Annotated in this window: 13 protein-coding genes; all 13 read right to left on the bottom strand. The window is 62.1% G+C overall.

The genetic code is table 11. The features are described from left to right. Nucleotides 1-2 precede the first annotated feature (2 nt). The 13 genes from lpdA to sdhA all read right to left on the bottom strand — a co-directional run bounded on the left by lpdA (nt 3) and on the right by sdhA (nt 15557). A complete protein-coding gene (lpdA, locus tag Q0R02_RS01275; RefSeq protein ID WP_293880140.1) occupies nt 3-1412 on the bottom strand; it encodes a dihydrolipoyl dehydrogenase in 1410 nt (469 codons plus the stop codon). 11 nt (nt 1413-1423) lie between these two features. After that, the gene (gene odhB / locus Q0R02_RS01270; RefSeq protein WP_293880139.1) at nt 1424-2662 is read right to left on the bottom strand and encodes a 2-oxoglutarate dehydrogenase complex dihydrolipoyllysine-residue succinyltransferase; all 1239 of its coding nucleotides are present in this window, start codon (nt 2660-2662) and stop codon (nt 1424-1426) included. A 2-nt stretch (nt 2663-2664) separates the two neighbouring features. Beyond that, nucleotides 2665-5472 (bottom strand): 2-oxoglutarate dehydrogenase E1 component, encoded by a 2808-nt coding sequence (locus Q0R02_RS01265; protein ID WP_293880138.1) that lies wholly within the window; start codon nt 5470-5472, stop codon nt 2665-2667. A gap of 43 nt (nt 5473-5515) precedes the next feature. Further along, nucleotides 5516-6400, bottom strand: a complete 885-nt coding sequence (sucD, locus tag Q0R02_RS01260; RefSeq protein WP_293880137.1) for a succinate--CoA ligase subunit alpha — start codon at nt 6398-6400, stop codon at nt 5516-5518. A gap of 9 nt (nt 6401-6409) precedes the next feature. Then, nucleotides 6410-7372, bottom strand: coding sequence for a malate dehydrogenase (gene mdh, locus Q0R02_RS01255; protein WP_293880136.1), 963 nt, complete (start codon nt 7370-7372; stop codon nt 6410-6412). A gap of 133 nt (nt 7373-7505) precedes the next feature. Then, a complete protein-coding gene (zapE, locus tag Q0R02_RS01250; RefSeq protein WP_293880135.1) occupies nt 7506-8618 on the bottom strand; it encodes a cell division protein ZapE in 1113 nt (370 codons plus the stop codon). Beyond that, nucleotides 8615-9139 (bottom strand): PaaI family thioesterase, encoded by a 525-nt coding sequence (locus tag Q0R02_RS01245; RefSeq protein ID WP_293880134.1) that lies wholly within the window; start codon nt 9137-9139, stop codon nt 8615-8617. Before Q0R02_RS01245 ends, zapE begins: the two co-directional genes overlap by 4 nt. A 1-nt stretch (nt 9140) precedes the next feature. Continuing rightward, nucleotides 9141-9926: a succinate dehydrogenase iron-sulfur subunit gene (locus Q0R02_RS01240; RefSeq protein WP_293880133.1), complete on the bottom strand. Its 786-nt coding sequence runs from the start codon at nt 9924-9926 to the stop codon at nt 9141-9143. Next, complete coding sequence (locus Q0R02_RS01235) at nt 9919-11265, bottom strand: lipopolysaccharide biosynthesis protein (protein ID WP_293880132.1); 1347 nt, start codon at nt 11263-11265, stop codon at nt 9919-9921. Before Q0R02_RS01235 ends, Q0R02_RS01240 begins: the two co-directional genes overlap by 8 nt. Next, nucleotides 11259-12404, bottom strand: coding sequence for a hypothetical protein (locus Q0R02_RS01230; protein ID WP_293880130.1), 1146 nt, complete (start codon nt 12402-12404; stop codon nt 11259-11261). The genes Q0R02_RS01235 and Q0R02_RS01230 overlap by 7 nt, the downstream gene beginning before the upstream one ends. Beyond that, entirely contained in the window at nt 12401-13150 is a 750-nt protein-coding gene (locus tag Q0R02_RS01225) for an NTP transferase domain-containing protein (RefSeq protein WP_293880129.1), read from the bottom strand. The genes Q0R02_RS01230 and Q0R02_RS01225 overlap by 4 nt, the downstream gene beginning before the upstream one ends. 130 nt (nt 13151-13280) lie before the next feature. Next, complete coding sequence (locus Q0R02_RS01220) at nt 13281-13634, bottom strand: hypothetical protein (RefSeq protein ID WP_293880128.1); 354 nt, start codon at nt 13632-13634, stop codon at nt 13281-13283. A 135-nt stretch (nt 13635-13769) separates the two neighbouring features. Next, nucleotides 13770-15557 carry a succinate dehydrogenase flavoprotein subunit gene (gene sdhA / locus Q0R02_RS01215; protein WP_293880155.1) on the bottom strand — a complete coding sequence of 596 codons (1788 nt, stop codon included), beginning with the start codon at nt 15555-15557 and terminating at the stop codon, nt 13770-13772. Nucleotides 15558-15561 lie beyond the last annotated feature (4 nt).

Below are 15561 nucleotides of genomic sequence, written 5' to 3'. Positions count from 1 at the left end.
CGTCAGATGTGGATCGGCTTGCCCTGCACCGCCATTGCCGCTTCCTTCAACGCCTCGGCGTGCGTCGGATGCGCGTGGCAGGTGTAGGCGATGTCTTCGGACGTAGCCCCGAATTCCATCGCCAGCACGGCTTCGGCGATCATCGTGCCCGCCAGGCTGGCAACGATCCATACGCCGAGCACGCGGTCGGATTTCGCATCGGCAATGACCTTTACGAAGCCATCGGTGTCGCGGTTGGTCTTGGCGCGGCTGTTCGCCATCATCGGGAACTTGCCAACCTTGATGTCGCCTCCCGAAGCTGTTGCGCGTTCCTTTGCCGCTTCCTCGGTCAGGCCGACGCCCGCGATCTCTGGCATAGTGTAAACCACGCTCGGGATAACGTCGTGGTTCACGATCCCCGTCAGCCCGGCGATGTTTTCGGCCACCGCAATGCCCTCGTCCTCGGCCTTGTGCGCCAACATCGGCCCCGGGATGACGTCACCGATTGCCCATATGCCGGGGACCGACGTCTCGAAGCGATGCCCCGTCTCGATCTGCCCCCGCACGTTGACAGCGAGCCCCGCCTTGTCGAGCCCAAGCCCGTCGGTGTTCGGACGACGCCCGATCGAAACCAATACCGCATCGGCGCTTAGCGTTTCCGCAGGCCCCCCCGCCGCCGGTTCGACGGTCACGGCCGCCTTGCCATCGGTGACCGAAACCCCGGTCACCTTGGTCGAGGTGCGAATGTCGAAGCCCTGCTTTTTGAACAGCTTGGCCGATTCCTTGCGGACCTCGCCATCGAAGCCGGGCAGGATCTGGTCGACGAATTCGACGACGGTCACCTGCGCGCCGAGACGCCGCCAGACCGACCCAAGTTCAAGCCCGATCACCCCGCCACCGATCACTACCAGATGCTCAGGCACTTTTGCCAGCGCCAGTGCACCTGTCGAATCCACGACAGTCTGCTGATCGACCGTCACGCCCGGCAGCGATGTCACTGCGGACCCGGTCGCAATAACAATATTCTTGGCGCGATATGTCTGGCCCGCAACGTCGACCGTATTCGGGCCCGTAAAAGCGGCATTGCCCTTCAGCCAGTCAACCTTGTTCTTTTTGAACAGGAACGCAATGCCGCCGGTCAATTCCTTAACCGCCAATGCCTTTTCCGCGTGCATCTGGTTCAGGTCGAGCGTCGCGCCCGCGATGTTGATCCCGAACTTAGCCAGCGCGCCCGAATGCGCTTGTTCATAGATTTCGGATGCGTGCAGCAATGCCTTCGAAGGGATGCAGCCGACGTTAAGACAGGTCCCTCCCAACGTCTCGCGACCCTCGGCACAGGCGGTCTTTAGTCCAAGCTGCGCCGCCCGGATCGCCGCCACATAGCCGCCCGGACCCGAGCCGATAACGAGAACGTCATAATCATAATCAGCCATCTAGCGGCTCCTTAAAGGTCGATCAGCAACCGCGTTGGATCCTCGATCGCATTCTTCAACGCGACGAGGAATGTCACCGCCTCACGTCCGTCAATCAGCCGGTGGTCATAGCTGAGCGCCAGGTACATCATCGGACGGACCACGACCTGCCCGTCACGCACCACCGCGCGATCCTCGATTCGGTGCAAGCCCAGGACAGCGGATTGCGGAGGGTTTATGATGGGGGTCGACATCAGCGAACCGAACACGCCGCCGTTCGAAATCGTAAACGTACCGCCTTTCATGTCGTCCATTGTCATCGTGCCCGCCTTTGCGCGCGCTCCGAAATCACCAATGGTCTTTTCGATCTGAGCGACCGACATATCTTGGGCGTCGCGAATGACGGGCACGACCAGGCCATTGGGCGCACTTACCGCGACCGAAATATCGGCGTAGTCATGATAGACGATTTCCTCGCCATCGATCTGCGCGTTGACATTGGGGATGTCGCGCAACGCCTGGCACGCCGCCTTCACGAAAAAACCCATGAAGCCCAGGCGGACGCTATGTTTCTTTTCGAACAGGTCCTTGTATTTTGCGCGCGCCGCGATGACGGCAGTCATGTCGACGTCATTGAACGTCGTCAGCAGGGCCGCGGTATTCTGCGCTTCCTTCAGACGGCGCGCGACCGTCGTGCGCAGGCGGGTCATCCGGACGCGCTCTTCGCCGCGCTGCCCGGCAGCAGCGACCGGAGCGACAGGCGCTACCGACGTTTCCGATTTAGGTTCGGAGGTCGCCGCACCAAGCACATCATCACGCGTCAGGCGACCGTCCTTGCCCGAACCCTTGATCGATGATGGATCCACACCTTTTTCCAACACCAGCCGCCGGACCGATGGCGACAGGGTCGGCGACAGTCCATCGCCGGTTCGCGCCGGGATGGCAGGAGCCTGCGCGCCAGCACTCTCGGGCTGCGGTGAAGGCGAAGCAGCAACGGCGGGGCTGGCCGCAACCGGGCTGGCAACAGCAGCACTCCCCGCCTCGATCGCCGCGATGACCGCGCCAACCTTCACGGTATCACCGATTTTGACAGCCTGCTGCCCCATCACGCCCGCGACCGGCGATGGCACTTCGATCGAAACTTTGTCGGTCTCGAGGCTGGCAATCGGCTCATCGGCCTTCACCGCATCCCCGGGCTTTTTAAGCCATTCGCCAAGGGTCGCCTCGGTGATCGATTCCCCAAGAACGGGGACAGTAACTTCAGTGGACATTGTCAACCTTTCCGCTGACGTCTGATTTCATTGCGCACGCTGTGGCCCAGCGCATCGGCAACCAGTGCGGCCTGTTCGGACTGATGACGTTTCGCAAGGCCGGTCGCCGGCGATGCCGACGCCTTACGCCCGGCATAACGCGGCCGCGCGATCCTGACGCCCGCTTCGGCCAGCGATTCCTCGATATAAGGCTCGACAAAGGACCAGGCTCCGTTGTTCTTCGGTTCTTCCTGCGCCCAGACTACGTCCTCGAGGTTGGTCATCCGCTTCAGGCGACGGGCCAGTGCTTCTCCCGGAAACGGGTAAATCTGCTCGATCCGGATGATGGCTGTGTTGGCATCGCCCGCCGCGTCGCGCGCATCGAACAGATCATAGGCGACCTTGCCGGTACACAGCACCACTCGCCTGACGTCGGCATCGGCGGGTGGTTTCGGATCGGACAATATCCGCATGAAGTGGCTGCTGCCCAGGAACTCCTCAGCCTTTGAAACCGCGCTCTTGTGGCGCAGCAGCGACTTCGGCGTCATGATGATCAGCGGCTTGCGAAACGGGCGGTGCATTTGCCGCCGCAGGATGTGAAAGTAATTTGCCGGCGTCGTGCAATTGGCGACCTGGATATTGTCGTCGGCACACAGTTGCAGATACCGTTCGAGCCGCGCCGAGCTGTGTTCGGGACCCTGCCCCTCGAAACCGTGCGGCAACAGCATGACCAGTCCGTTGGCACGCAGCCACTTGGCCTCGCCACTGGCGATGAACTGGTCGATGATGACCTGCGCGCCGTTGGCGAAATCACCGAACTGCGCCTCCCACAGCACCAGCGTCTTGGGGTCGGCGCTGGCATAGCCGTATTCGAACCCAAGCACGCCGAATTCGCTGAGTGTTGAATCGAGCACCTCGAAACGCCCATGCGGGACACTCCAGAGGGGGACGTATTTATGCTCGTCAGTCTGGTCGACCCACACCGAGTGACGCTGGCTGAACGTGCCGCGTCCGGAATCCTGGCCCGACAGGCGAACGCCATAGCCTTCGGACAGAATCGATCCGAAGCCAAGCGCCTCGCCGGTGGCCCAGTCGAACCCATCCCCGCTCGTGAACATCGCACGCTTGGCGTCGAGAATGCGGTTCAACGTCGGATGGATCGTCAGGTGGTCGGGCACGGTCGTCAGCGTGCGACCCAGACCGTCGAACAGCTTTTTCTCAATGCCGGTCTCGACGTTGCGCCGCGCGGTTTCGGAATCCGTCGGCTTGTGAAGGCCTGCCCAGCGGCCACCGAACCAATCAGCCCGGTTGGCCTTATAGTCGGCGGCCCCAGCGAACTCCCCTTCCAGCATCTCCGTGAAGGTGGCGATGTGGTTCGGCATCCAATCGGCGTCGATCACGCCTTCGGCCAGAAGCCGCGCGCCAAACACTTCGCTAACCGGCGGGTGGGTCTTGATCGTCTTATACATCAGCGGTTGGGTAAAGCTCGGCTCATCGCCCTCGTTGTGACCGAAACGGCGATAGCACCACATGTCGATGACGATATCACGGTGGAAACGCTGGCGGAACTCGATCGCCATTTTGCAAGCAAAAGTAACTGCCTCGGGATCGTCGCCGTTGACATGGAAGATCGGCGCCTGAACGCCCTTGGCGACGTCCGAAGAATAGGGCGAAGATCGTGCAAATTGCGGGCTGGTCGTAAAACTGATCTGGTTATTGATGATAAAGTGAACGCAGCCGCCCGTATTATAGCCACGCACACCTGAAAAGCCGAGGCATTCCCAGATGACGCCCTGGCCGGCAAACGCCGCGTCGCCGTGCAGTAGCACCGGCAACACTTGGATATGTTCGTCAAGATCATCGCGGTCGGTCTGGATCGCGCGCGTCTTGCCCAGCACGACCGGGTCGGCCGCTTCGAGATGCGACGGGTTCGGCACCAGGCTCATGTGAACCTTGATGCCATCAAATTCGCGGTCGGTACTGGTGCCGAGATGATATTTGACGTCACCCGAGCCGCCGACGTCATCGGGGTTGGCCGAGCCTCCCGAAAACTCGTGAAAGATGACCTTATAGGGTTTTCCCATGACGTTCGACAGGACATTCAAACGCCCGCGATGCGCCATGCCGATCACGATTTCGCGAACGCCAAACTGGCCACCGTATTTGATCACGCTTTCGAGCGCAGGGATCATCGCTTCGCCGCCATCGAGCCCGAACCGCTTGGTACCGACATATTTCTTGCCGAGAAACTTTTCCCACTGCTCGGCCTCGATTACCTTCGCGAGGATCGCCGTCTTGCCCTCGGGACTGAAGGTGATGGCCTTGTCCTTACCCTCCATCCGGTCCTGGAGGAAGCGCCGCTCCTCGACATCGGTAATATGCATGTATTCCAGGCCAACGTTGCCGCAGTAGTTGGCGCGCAGGATGGCAAGGATTTCATTCGGCGTGGCCTTTTCCAGGCCGAGAACACCACCCAGCCAGACCGGCTTGTCCAGGTCGTCATCCGAAAATCCGTGATAGGCAGGCTGAAGGTCCTCGCGGACCGGGCGGGGTGCCAGACCCAGCGGGTCGAGGTTGGCCGCCAGATGCCCACGAACGCGAAACGTCCGGATCATCAGCATCGCTTTGATCGCGTCCGATGCAGCCTTTGCCAGTTCGGCCTCTCCCAGCGGTGCGCCGGACTTTTTTGCCGCCGCCTTGACCACGACCGCCATCTGCGTGGGGTCGAGCGCGCTCGTCAGGTCATCGCTGTCCAGTGGCGGCCAGCCCGGCCGCGCCCAACTGGGCCCGGCTTCGTGTTCGGCAGTGAACGTGTCGTTCTCGATACCCATAACGCTTCCTCGATTACCATCGCCCGCCTCCGCACAGCGACAATCAGGCGCCCAGCAGAGCCTTCAGCGTGACACCCAGTTCCGACGGCGACGGCGAAACGCGAATGCCCGCCGCTTCCATCGCGGCGATCTTGTCCTTGGCACCGCCCTTGCCGCCCGAAACGATGGCACCGGCATGGCCCATCCGGCGTCCCGGTGGCGCTGTCAGTCCGGCAATAAACCCGACCATCGGCTTTTTACGACCGCGCCGGGCTTCGTCGATCAGGAACTGCGCCGCATCTTCTTCGGCCGAACCGCCGATTTCACCGATCATAATGATCGACCGGGTCGCGTCGTCGGCGAGAAACAGTTCGAGCATGTCGATGAAGTTCGTGCCGTTGACCGGATCGCCGCCGATACCGACAGCCGTCGTCTGGCCAAGGCCCTCGTTGGTGGTCTGGAATACGGCTTCATAGGTCAGCGTGCCTGAACGACTTACAACGCCGACGGTGCCGACGGAGAAAATCGAACCCGGCATGATGCCGATTTTGCACTGGTTCGGCGTCAGCACGCCGGGGCAGTTCGGCCCGATCAGCCGCGATTTTGAACCCGACAGCGCGCGCTTGACCTTGACCATGTCTAGGACGGGAATGCCCTCTGTAATGCAGACGATCAGCGGCACTTCAGCGTCGACCGCCTCCAGAATGGAGTCTGCAGCGAACGGAGGCGGAACGTACACGACCGATGCCGTGGCACCCGTCGCCGCAACCGCCTCATGCACGGTATTGAAATTGGGCAAGCCGATATGCGTCGTCCCGCCCTTGCCCGGCGTGACGCCACCGACCATCTGCGTGCCGTAAGCCAGCGCCTGTTCGGTGTGGAACGTGCCGGTATTACCCGTCATGCCCTGCGTGATGACCCTGGTATTCTTGTCGATCAGGATGCTCATGCCAGTCCTTTAATTCAGCGAACCGTCGATCGCCTTGCAGGCAACCAGCAGTTCCTTGACCGCATCGACCGACACGGTGAAATTGGCTTGCGCCTCTTCGTTCAGCTTGATCTCGACCACCTTTTCGACGCCACCGGCACCGATCACGACGGGCACGCCAACGTACAGGCCATCGACACCATATTGCCCCGACAGATAGACTGCGGCAGGCAGGACGCGCTTCTTGTCCTTCAGATAGGCTTCGGCCATTTCGATGCCGCTGGTCGCCGGTGCATAGAAGGCCGAGCCGGTCTTTAGCAGCCCGACGATCTCGCCGCCACCGGCACGGGTGCGCGCAACGATCGCGGCGATGCGCTCTTTCGTAGACCAACCCATCGCAATCAGGTCGGGAATGGGAATGCCTGCAACCGTCGAATACTCGACGACGGGAACCATCGTATCGCCATGGCCGCCCAGCACGAAGGCGGTGACGTCCTGCACGCTGACCTTGAATTCGTCAGCGAGGAAATGGCGGAAACGCGCCGAATCCAACACGCCCGCCATCCCGACGACCATATGGTGCGGCAGCTTCGAAAATTCGCGCAGTGCCCAGACCATAGCGTCGAGCGGGTTTGTGATGCAGATGACGAAGGCGTTCGGCGCGTTGGCGGCAATGCCCTCGCCCACAGCCTTCATGACCTTCAGGTTGATACCGAGCAGGTCGTCGCGACTCATGCCGGGTTTGCGCGCCACTCCGGCTGTGACGATGATGACATCGGCTCCGGCAATGTCGGCGTAATCGTTGCTGCCCTTCAGGTTGACATCGAACCCCTCGACCGGTCCACATTGCGACAGGTCGAGCGCCTTGCCCTGCGGGATCCCCTCTGCGACGTCGAACAGGACGATATCGCCCAACTCCTTTGAAGCGGCCAGATGCGCGAGCGTGCCCCCGATGTTTCCTGCACCGATAAGTGCGATTTTCTTGCGTGCCATGCGGCTTTGCCTTCCCTGTTACCTTGACGGAAATTGGGTCGCAGTTACGAGCCTTGACACGCCGCCGCAACCGCGGATTGCCCTAGCGTCAATATTATCTTTGCAAATGGTTCGCGTTAGCGGAGACGTTACTTTATGATCCTGCCCCATGCCCCTGTGCCAGATAATCGGCGGATTGCATTTCCATCAACCGGCTCACGGTACGGTCGAATTCAAACCGGCCATCCCCTTTTTCATAGAGCGTGTCGGGCGTCGCATCGGCGGTCGCGATCAGCTTTACCTTATGCTCGTAAAGCGAGTCCATCAGCGTAACGAAGCGCGCTGCCTCGTTGCGGTTCTCCGGCCCCAGCTTTGGTATGCCGACCAAGATCACACTGTGATAACGCCGCGCCACCGCCAAATAGTCCGATGCCCCACGCGCCTCGCCGCACAGTCGCTTGAACGAGAACACCGCGACCCCCTTCAGACTTTTGGGAACGTGCAGGATCCTGCCGCCGCCCAGCTCCAGTTCTGCGCTCGGCACATGAAGCGCATCCTCGGGCGCAAAGTCGGTGAGCTGGAAAAAAGCCTGCCGGACCGCCGCCGTCGCCTCGGGTCCGTTGGGGACATGCCATGTTTTTACCCCGGCCAGCCGCTCCATCCGGTAATCGGTCGGACCGTTGAGCGGAACGACGTCGAGCCGGTCTTCGATCAGCGCAATGAACGGCAGGAAATGCTCCCGGTTCAGCCCGTCCTTGTATAATTCGGAAGGTGCCCGATTGGACGTGGTGACGATCGTGACGCCGGTTTCAATCAGCCCGGTGAACAGCCGCGACATGATCATCGCGTCGGCCGAATTGTTCACCACCATCTCGTCGAACGCCAGGCAGCGCGCCTCGTCCGCCAGTCCGGCCACCACCGGCGCAATCGGGTCGCCGGTCTCCTTCTCGCGCTCGACGCGGAGCCGGGCGTGAACCTCGATCATGAATTCGTGGAAATGAACCCGGCGTTTGCGATTGATTTTCAGGCAGTCATAAAACAGGTCCATCAGCATCGACTTGCCACGTCCCACCCCGCCCCACAGATAAATGCCTTTGGGCGGGAGCGGCTTCGATTTGCCCAACCGCCACAAGATGCTCCCGCGCGGCGCGACCGCCTCCAGTTCCGTCTGCAACCGGTGAAGCCGGATCGCCGCCTCCGCCTGCGTCGGGTCGGCCCTGAGTTCGCCTGCCGCAACCAGCGCGGCATAGCGGTCGGCCACATTCACGGCGCTGTCCGCTTCGGGCTGGGCTTGCGCACAGTTCCAGCAAAGGCCGCGACCTTGCCATGCGCCTGATGGACAATCCCGCGCAGGAACAGCAACCGCCCGGTCTCACGCAGTAATTCGACCTCGGAATCCAGTGGCTCGTTCGACCGTCCGCCACCGATGAACTGGACCGACAGATCGAGCGTCACCGCCGCCCCCGCATCGATCAGTCCGAACACGCGCGCGCCGGCAAACAACGATACGTCGATGAAGCCGAGCAATGCGCCGCCATGGACGTTGCCCATCAGATTGGTGTGCACATGACCCGGAAACATCCGCACGCGGGCAAGGTCGCCATCGCGGCGTACCAGCATCTTGCCAAGCAGCGAATTGAACCGCGTCGGGTCCGACAGGGTCCATGTCCGCCAGCCGGGGTGATCGGGATCATCGGCATGAACAAACTCAGCGCTGGGCTTTTCGGTGGCGTGGTCGGCAGCAGTATCACCCGCCGCCTCAGGCTCGCTTATCTCAGGTCCGCTCACCTCAGACAGCGCGTTCGACCACCATCTTCTTGACCTCGGCAATCGCCTTGGCGGGGCTCAGACCCTTGGGGCAGACGTTCGAGCAATTCATGATCGTATGGCAGCGGTACAGGCGGAACGGATCTTCCAGTTCGTCGAGCCGTTCGCCGGTCATCTCGTCGCGGCTGTCAGCCAGCCAGCGATACGCCTGTAACAGGATGGCGGGACCCAGGAACTTGTCGCTGTTCCACCAATAGCTCGGGCAAGCGGTCGAGCAGCATGCACACAGGATGCACTCATAAAGGCCATCCAGCTTCGACCGGTCATCGGGCGTCTGCAGCCGTTCGACCCCCGATGGAGTCGGCGTCTTAGTCTTCAGCCAAGGTTCGATCGATGCATATTGTGCGTAAAAATGCGTGAAGTCGGGGACCAGATCCTTGATGACGTCCATATGCGGCAATGGCGTGATCCGCACATCGCCTTTCACATCCTCGATCGCCTTGGTGCAGGCGAGCGTGTTGGTGCCGTCGATATTCATCGAACACGACCCGCAAATCCCCTCACGACAGGACCGGCGGAAGGTCAGCGAGCTGTCCTGTTCGCCCTTCATCTTGATCAGCGCGTCAAGGACCATCGGCCCGCAGCTGTCCAGATCAACCTCGAAATCGTCATAGCGCGGGTTCTCGCCACTATCGGGATCGTAGCGATAGATTTTGAAATTCTTGATGTTCTTCGCACCCGCTGCCGCTTTATACGACTTTCCCTTGGCCTTGATCTTGCTGTTCTTGGGGAGCGTTAATTCAACCATCGGGAGTTCCCTGTCGCGTTGCGGAGGCAGCGACCATATCGGTTTCCGGTTTTACCGGGATAAGCCGGTCTTTGCCAGCCCGAAAGACGAGCGCAAGCACAATCAGCATCAGCAGCCCCAACACCAGCCCGTGCCACCCCGCGCCGTCGATCCCGAAGCGCATCAGCAGCCAGGCAAGCAAGGGTAGCAAGCCGACATTGGCGACGATATTGACGGCGATCGATTGGCCGGTGCTTCCCATGGCTATCAACGCCGAGGAGAACGGCACCGACCCAAGTTGTGCGCCCCGGCCGACCGCCAGCAGCACCAGCAGGAACGCGCCCGATTCGAAGCCATGACCGCCAAGCAATTCCAATATCTGTCTCGAAAAAAAGGCGAACAGCAGCACCAGTGGCGCGCCCGCCGCCAGCGCCAGCCCCGAAGTCCGCCACGTCAGGCGCCTTGCCGCAGCCCGGTCGCCCGCCGCGATCAGCCGGGCGATGATCGGAAACGCCGCTTGCGCCAACTGCGTCGCTGGCTGCTGCAAGACGACCGATGCCCGTTGCGCCAAAGAATAGATCCCTGCCGCCGCCGGACCTAGAATGGCCCCGACGACCAGCGGCACCAGCTTTGGCGCAAGGTCGCGCAGGGTCAAATCGGCGTTGGTCGTGACCAGAAAACGCACGATGCCGGTATTCTCGCGCTTTACGCCGTCGATGCCTCCCGGCACCTTCACGTCGCCGCGCATCTTGCCGAAGATCGGCAACGCGAGCATCCAAACGAAAACCCCCTCGCCGATCGAGCCCGCCAGCCAGACGATCAGGAAGCCGGTTAACCCGCCGCCCGCCAGCCATACGGCTACCGCCCCGACCAGGCGGATCAGCGGCGAGACCGTCGATTGCAGGCCCAGTTTATCGAACCTGCCCGCCAGCTGCAAAATCCCGTAAGGCGTCGTGACGACGTTCGCGATGACGCCCAGCGCATACCAGCGGGCGACCGGAACGACTTCGGGCGACCAACTAAACTCGCGCGCGGCATAGGGAACTCCGGCCACAGCGATGCCCATCGCCACGACCGCGCAGCCCAGTTCGACAAGGGTCATGAAACGCACCAGTCGCGTCAGGCGAGCATGGTCGCCATCCGCCAGCGCCTGCGCGCCATAGCGAACCACGGTATGCCAGCCCGAAAACGCGATGATTCCACCGACCGCGACGACATAGCCGTTGACCAGCACCAGCACGCCATAGTCATGCGGACCGAGCGTGCGGGTTACGATTATGAGATAGACGAGACTGATCAACCCTGCCGCCGCCTTGCCCCCCAACAGCAATCCCATGTTGCGGAGGACCTGGCTCAGCATGCGCGCTGGACTTTAGGGACGGCCATGAACTCGGCAATGGCGGTGGCCGCGCGTTCGCTGGCGGGGATCGGGGACGAGTCGAATGTTTCGTCTAACAAAGCGCGTTGGGCGGACGCGAAGCGCGCGCCCGCCGCCTTGAAATCGCGCAGCATCGCGGCGAGTTGAGCGAGCGACGTCGCCACCGGTCCCGCCCGCCAGTGACGGATCGGCACGCCGTGGCTGTCAATGAAATAGGCAGGGCGGGGCGTGGTCATGAATTCATAAATCTGGCTGCTGGCATCGCCGATATACACGTCGGCGGCGCGCATATAGCTCATATCGAACAAGCGCGGTCCATCGACATCGACCAGGATGTTCGGTGCGCTTGCGGAAGCCGGAAGGTCGGGCCGCAACCGTCCGGTGCGATATTCGAGCGACCAGTGAAACCGCTTTCGAAACAGCATGACGTGGGGTGCCACAATCAGGTTGTAGTCGGGTCGCCCGGAGAACCAGTCGATCAACCGCGGACCGAAATCATACCATGACGACAGATACGGGTCGAAGTGCGGGTTATAGACGAACACCGGATTGTCATTGTCGAACAACCGATCGGGCGTGGAAGGGCGAGCAAGCGTGTCGAATTTCGGATAGCCGATGATGCCGATCGCGTTGTCGGCATCGATCAGGCCCGCTGCCCTGGCCGCCTCGACGTATTTGCGCCCGGGCACCAGCAGCAAGTCGAACTGCGCAAGCTCCTGGTGATACGTTACGCCGCGGTCGCCAGCGCCGTGCGGGATATAGATGAAAGCAGGCGCGCGTGATCCCAGCTTTCGCCGCGCCCAAAGGCAGGTGCGCTCGGTCGCGACCAGCGCGTCCAGTCCGGCGATCACATCCAGATTGGCGGCCAGCGCCGATTTCCTTGAAAACGGCGCGATCCTGTCGAGCACGGGCGCAACGATCCCGGCCACGGTGCCGGGCCGAAAGTCGATCCAATCCACCCGGGCGTCGCCAAGGCCCGCACGAACCGCCCCCTGCAATGGCGGAGCAACCAGCGCCACCACCGTGTCCCCCGCATTTGCCCGAGCATAGGCGCGCAAGATCCCCACACTGTGCGCGACCTGATGCCCGGCATCGTGATTGAACAGAAAACCGATCCTCACACCCTGGCGCGCGCCGCCACGATCGCCTCGACCAACCGGTGGTCCGCTTCGCTATCGACGTCGATGCACGCCTCCGCTTGAGGGAGAATGACTGCGCCCGCCGACAAGCCAAACCGCGCGCCGATGCGGTCGAGCGCGCCCTGGATCGTCAGCAAGCGCAGGGCGGCTCCGACCAGCACGACCGGACCGAATGCCGACAACAGGGCTCGGCCCCGCTTGCGCCGTTGCTCGACGGCAGCCCATATTTCGAGGATAGGGCGAACACGCTCACTCCCGATCCAGAACAGGTTTGCCCCGGAATACGATCCTCCGCGAAAAGGGAGCCAGGTCCGGCGACTGGCTGGATAGGAAGCGAGCAGGACACGCCTTTCGACCACGGCAACCGCCAGATCGCGCGCCTTCGCCCCGCCCACGAATGCATCGATCATCGCGTCGTCCAGCAGGGGATGATCGGCAGTTGTCACCAGAAGCGGAAATTCCCCGCGGTCGACGATCGCCCCAATCGTGGCCGCAATCGTCGGCCCCGCCGGATCGAACCCGGCCCTCATTGCCAACAGCGCGCTGCCCCCGACGACGATCACCCGCGCAATATTAACGTTCGCCTCCAACGTCGCGACCACGCGGTCGACCATCGCCACGTCGCCGACCGGGATCAGCGCTTTGGCAACCACGCCGAACGCACGCGCCAGTGGGTCGCCACCGGGGCGTTCGCCTGCCAGCACGATTGCTGTGATAGTGCCGGTCAAATCATCTATGCTCGCGACCGGCATGGCGTTGCTGCGTCGGTCATGCCTGCTTCCCTCACGATTCCGCGCCTTTGACCACAAAGCGCCGAGCGGGGGAAATGTTTACTGAAGCAGAGGGTGGGCTTCGCCGCTATTCCTCGGGCTCGTCGCCAGGGTCGGCGGCATTCGGTTCGGTTACGCTCACGGCGGGCCGTGGTTGCGGCTGCAACGGCTCGATCATTTTCTCGGCAGGGGGCGGAGCAAGGCGATCGCCGAGCATCCAGCGCTTGTCGTCGGTCATGGTCCTGGCCACGTTGTGCTGGCGGAAGGATTCGAAAACCCCGTCCCGCCAGAGTTTGATGGTCAGCACCGTGATCAGCGCGATCAGGGCCAGCGCGAACAGCCCGGCCGGCCGCATCAACAGGCGAAACAGCCCAACCGGCTGCCCGTCGTCGCGAACGGCCACGCGGTTGAACACCGCGGGCCCGAGATCCTCGGTCAACATCGCGCGATATTCGGCCTGTACCTGCGCCGCAGAGGGCGGTCCTGACTGAACTCCACCCCCACGGGGCCCAATCTGCCAATTCCGCGCCATGATGACGGGGTAGCGAGCAAACACTGACGAGACGTTAAGCGCGGCTTAGTAAACCCGTGCCTTTGGCTTGATATAGTCGATATCGTCGGTCAGCGTGTAATCATGCACCGGGCGGTAGTCGATGGTCACGCCCTTACCCTGGTTCCACAGCAGTGTGTGCTTCATCCACTCGCCATCGTTCCGGTCGGGATAAGTTTCGTGCATGTGCGCGCCGCGTGATTCGTGGCGGTTGCTAGCACCGTGCATCGTGACGACAGCCTGAGGCAGCATGTTGTCGAGCTCGAGCGTCTCGATCAGGTCGGTGTTCCAGATCATCGAACGGTCGGTGACGCGGACGTCGTGGATGCGTTCGGCCACCTTGTCGATCAGGATCTTGCCCTCGTCCAGCAGTTCGGTGTCGCGGAACACGGCGGCGTGCTTCTGCATCGTCCGCTGCATCTCCAGCCGGATTTCGGCGGTCGTCGACGCCCCGCTGGCATTGCGGAACTTGTCGACCCGGCCCAGCGCCATTTCCTCCGAACCCTTTGGCAATGGCGCGTGCTTGGTATCGGGCTTGACGATTTCGGCGATGCGGTGGCCCGTTGCCCGGCCGAACACGACCAGGTCGATCAGGCTGTTGGAGCCGAGGCGATTGGCACCGTGCACCGAAACGCAGGCCGCCTCGCCGATCGCGAACAGGCCCGGCACGACGGTATCGGGGTTGCCATCCTTTAACGTCACGACTTCGCCGTGATAGTTACAGGGGATGCCGCCCATGTTGTAATGCACCGTCGGCGTGACCGGCAAAGGCTGGCGGGTCAAGTCGACGCCGGCAAAAATCTTACCGGTTTCGGTGATACCGGGCAGCCGTTCGGCCAGCACTTCGGGCGCAATATGGTCGAGGTGAAGGTAGATGTGATCCTTGTGCGGACCGACGCCACGACCTTCGCGAATTTCGGCGGCCATCGATCGCGACACGACGTCGCGCGATGCCAGGTCCTTGGCCGACGGTGCATAACGCTCCATGAACCGCTCGCCCTCTGAATTGGTCAGATAGCCACCCTCGCCGCGCGCGCCTTCGGTAATCAGAACGCCTGCACCATAGATGCCGGTCGGGTGGAACTGCACGAATTCCATGTCCTGCATCGGCAACCCCGCACGCAACACCATGCCGCCGCCATCGCCGGTGCAGGTATGCGCGCTCGTCGCCGAGAACCAGCATTTGCCGTAACCACCCGTCGCCAGCGTCACGCTGTGCGAACGAAAGCGGTGAATGCTGCCATCTTCCATGCACATCGCGATGACCCCGCGACACGCGCCATTTTCCATGATCAGGTCGAGCGCAAAAAACTCGATGTAGAAGTCGGCGTCATACTTCAGACTCTGCTGGTACAGGGCATGCAACATTGCATGGCCGGTCCGATCCGCCGCCGCACAGGTGCGCTGCGCCGGCGGCCCTTCGCCCATGTTCTGCATCATGCCACCGAAGGGGCGCTGGTAGATCTTGCCCTCGTTGGTGCGGCTGAACGGCACGCCGGCGTGTTCCAGCTCGTAAACCGCCTGAGGTGCCTCGCGCACCAGATATTCGATCGCATCCTGGTCGCCCAGCCAGTCCGACCCCTTTACAGTGTCGTACATGTGCCAAGTCCAATGATCGGGGCCCATGTTGCCCAGACTCGCAGCGATCCCGCCCTGCGCAGCCACAGTATGGCTGCGTGTCGGGAACACCTTGGTGATGCACGCGGTCCGCAAGCCCGCCTCGGCGCAACCCATCGTTGCGCGCAGGCCCGACCCGCCCGCGCCGACAATCACTGCATCATAGCTGTGATCGATGATCTTATAGGCTTCGGCCATCAGC

It is taken from the genome of Sphingomonas sp., assembly GCF_025353885.1.
Lineage (GTDB): Bacteria > Pseudomonadota > Alphaproteobacteria > Sphingomonadales > Sphingomonadaceae > Sphingomonas_O.
The sequence above is the reverse complement of the archived record's forward strand: the minus strand, read 5'-3'. Positions and strand labels throughout refer to the sequence as shown.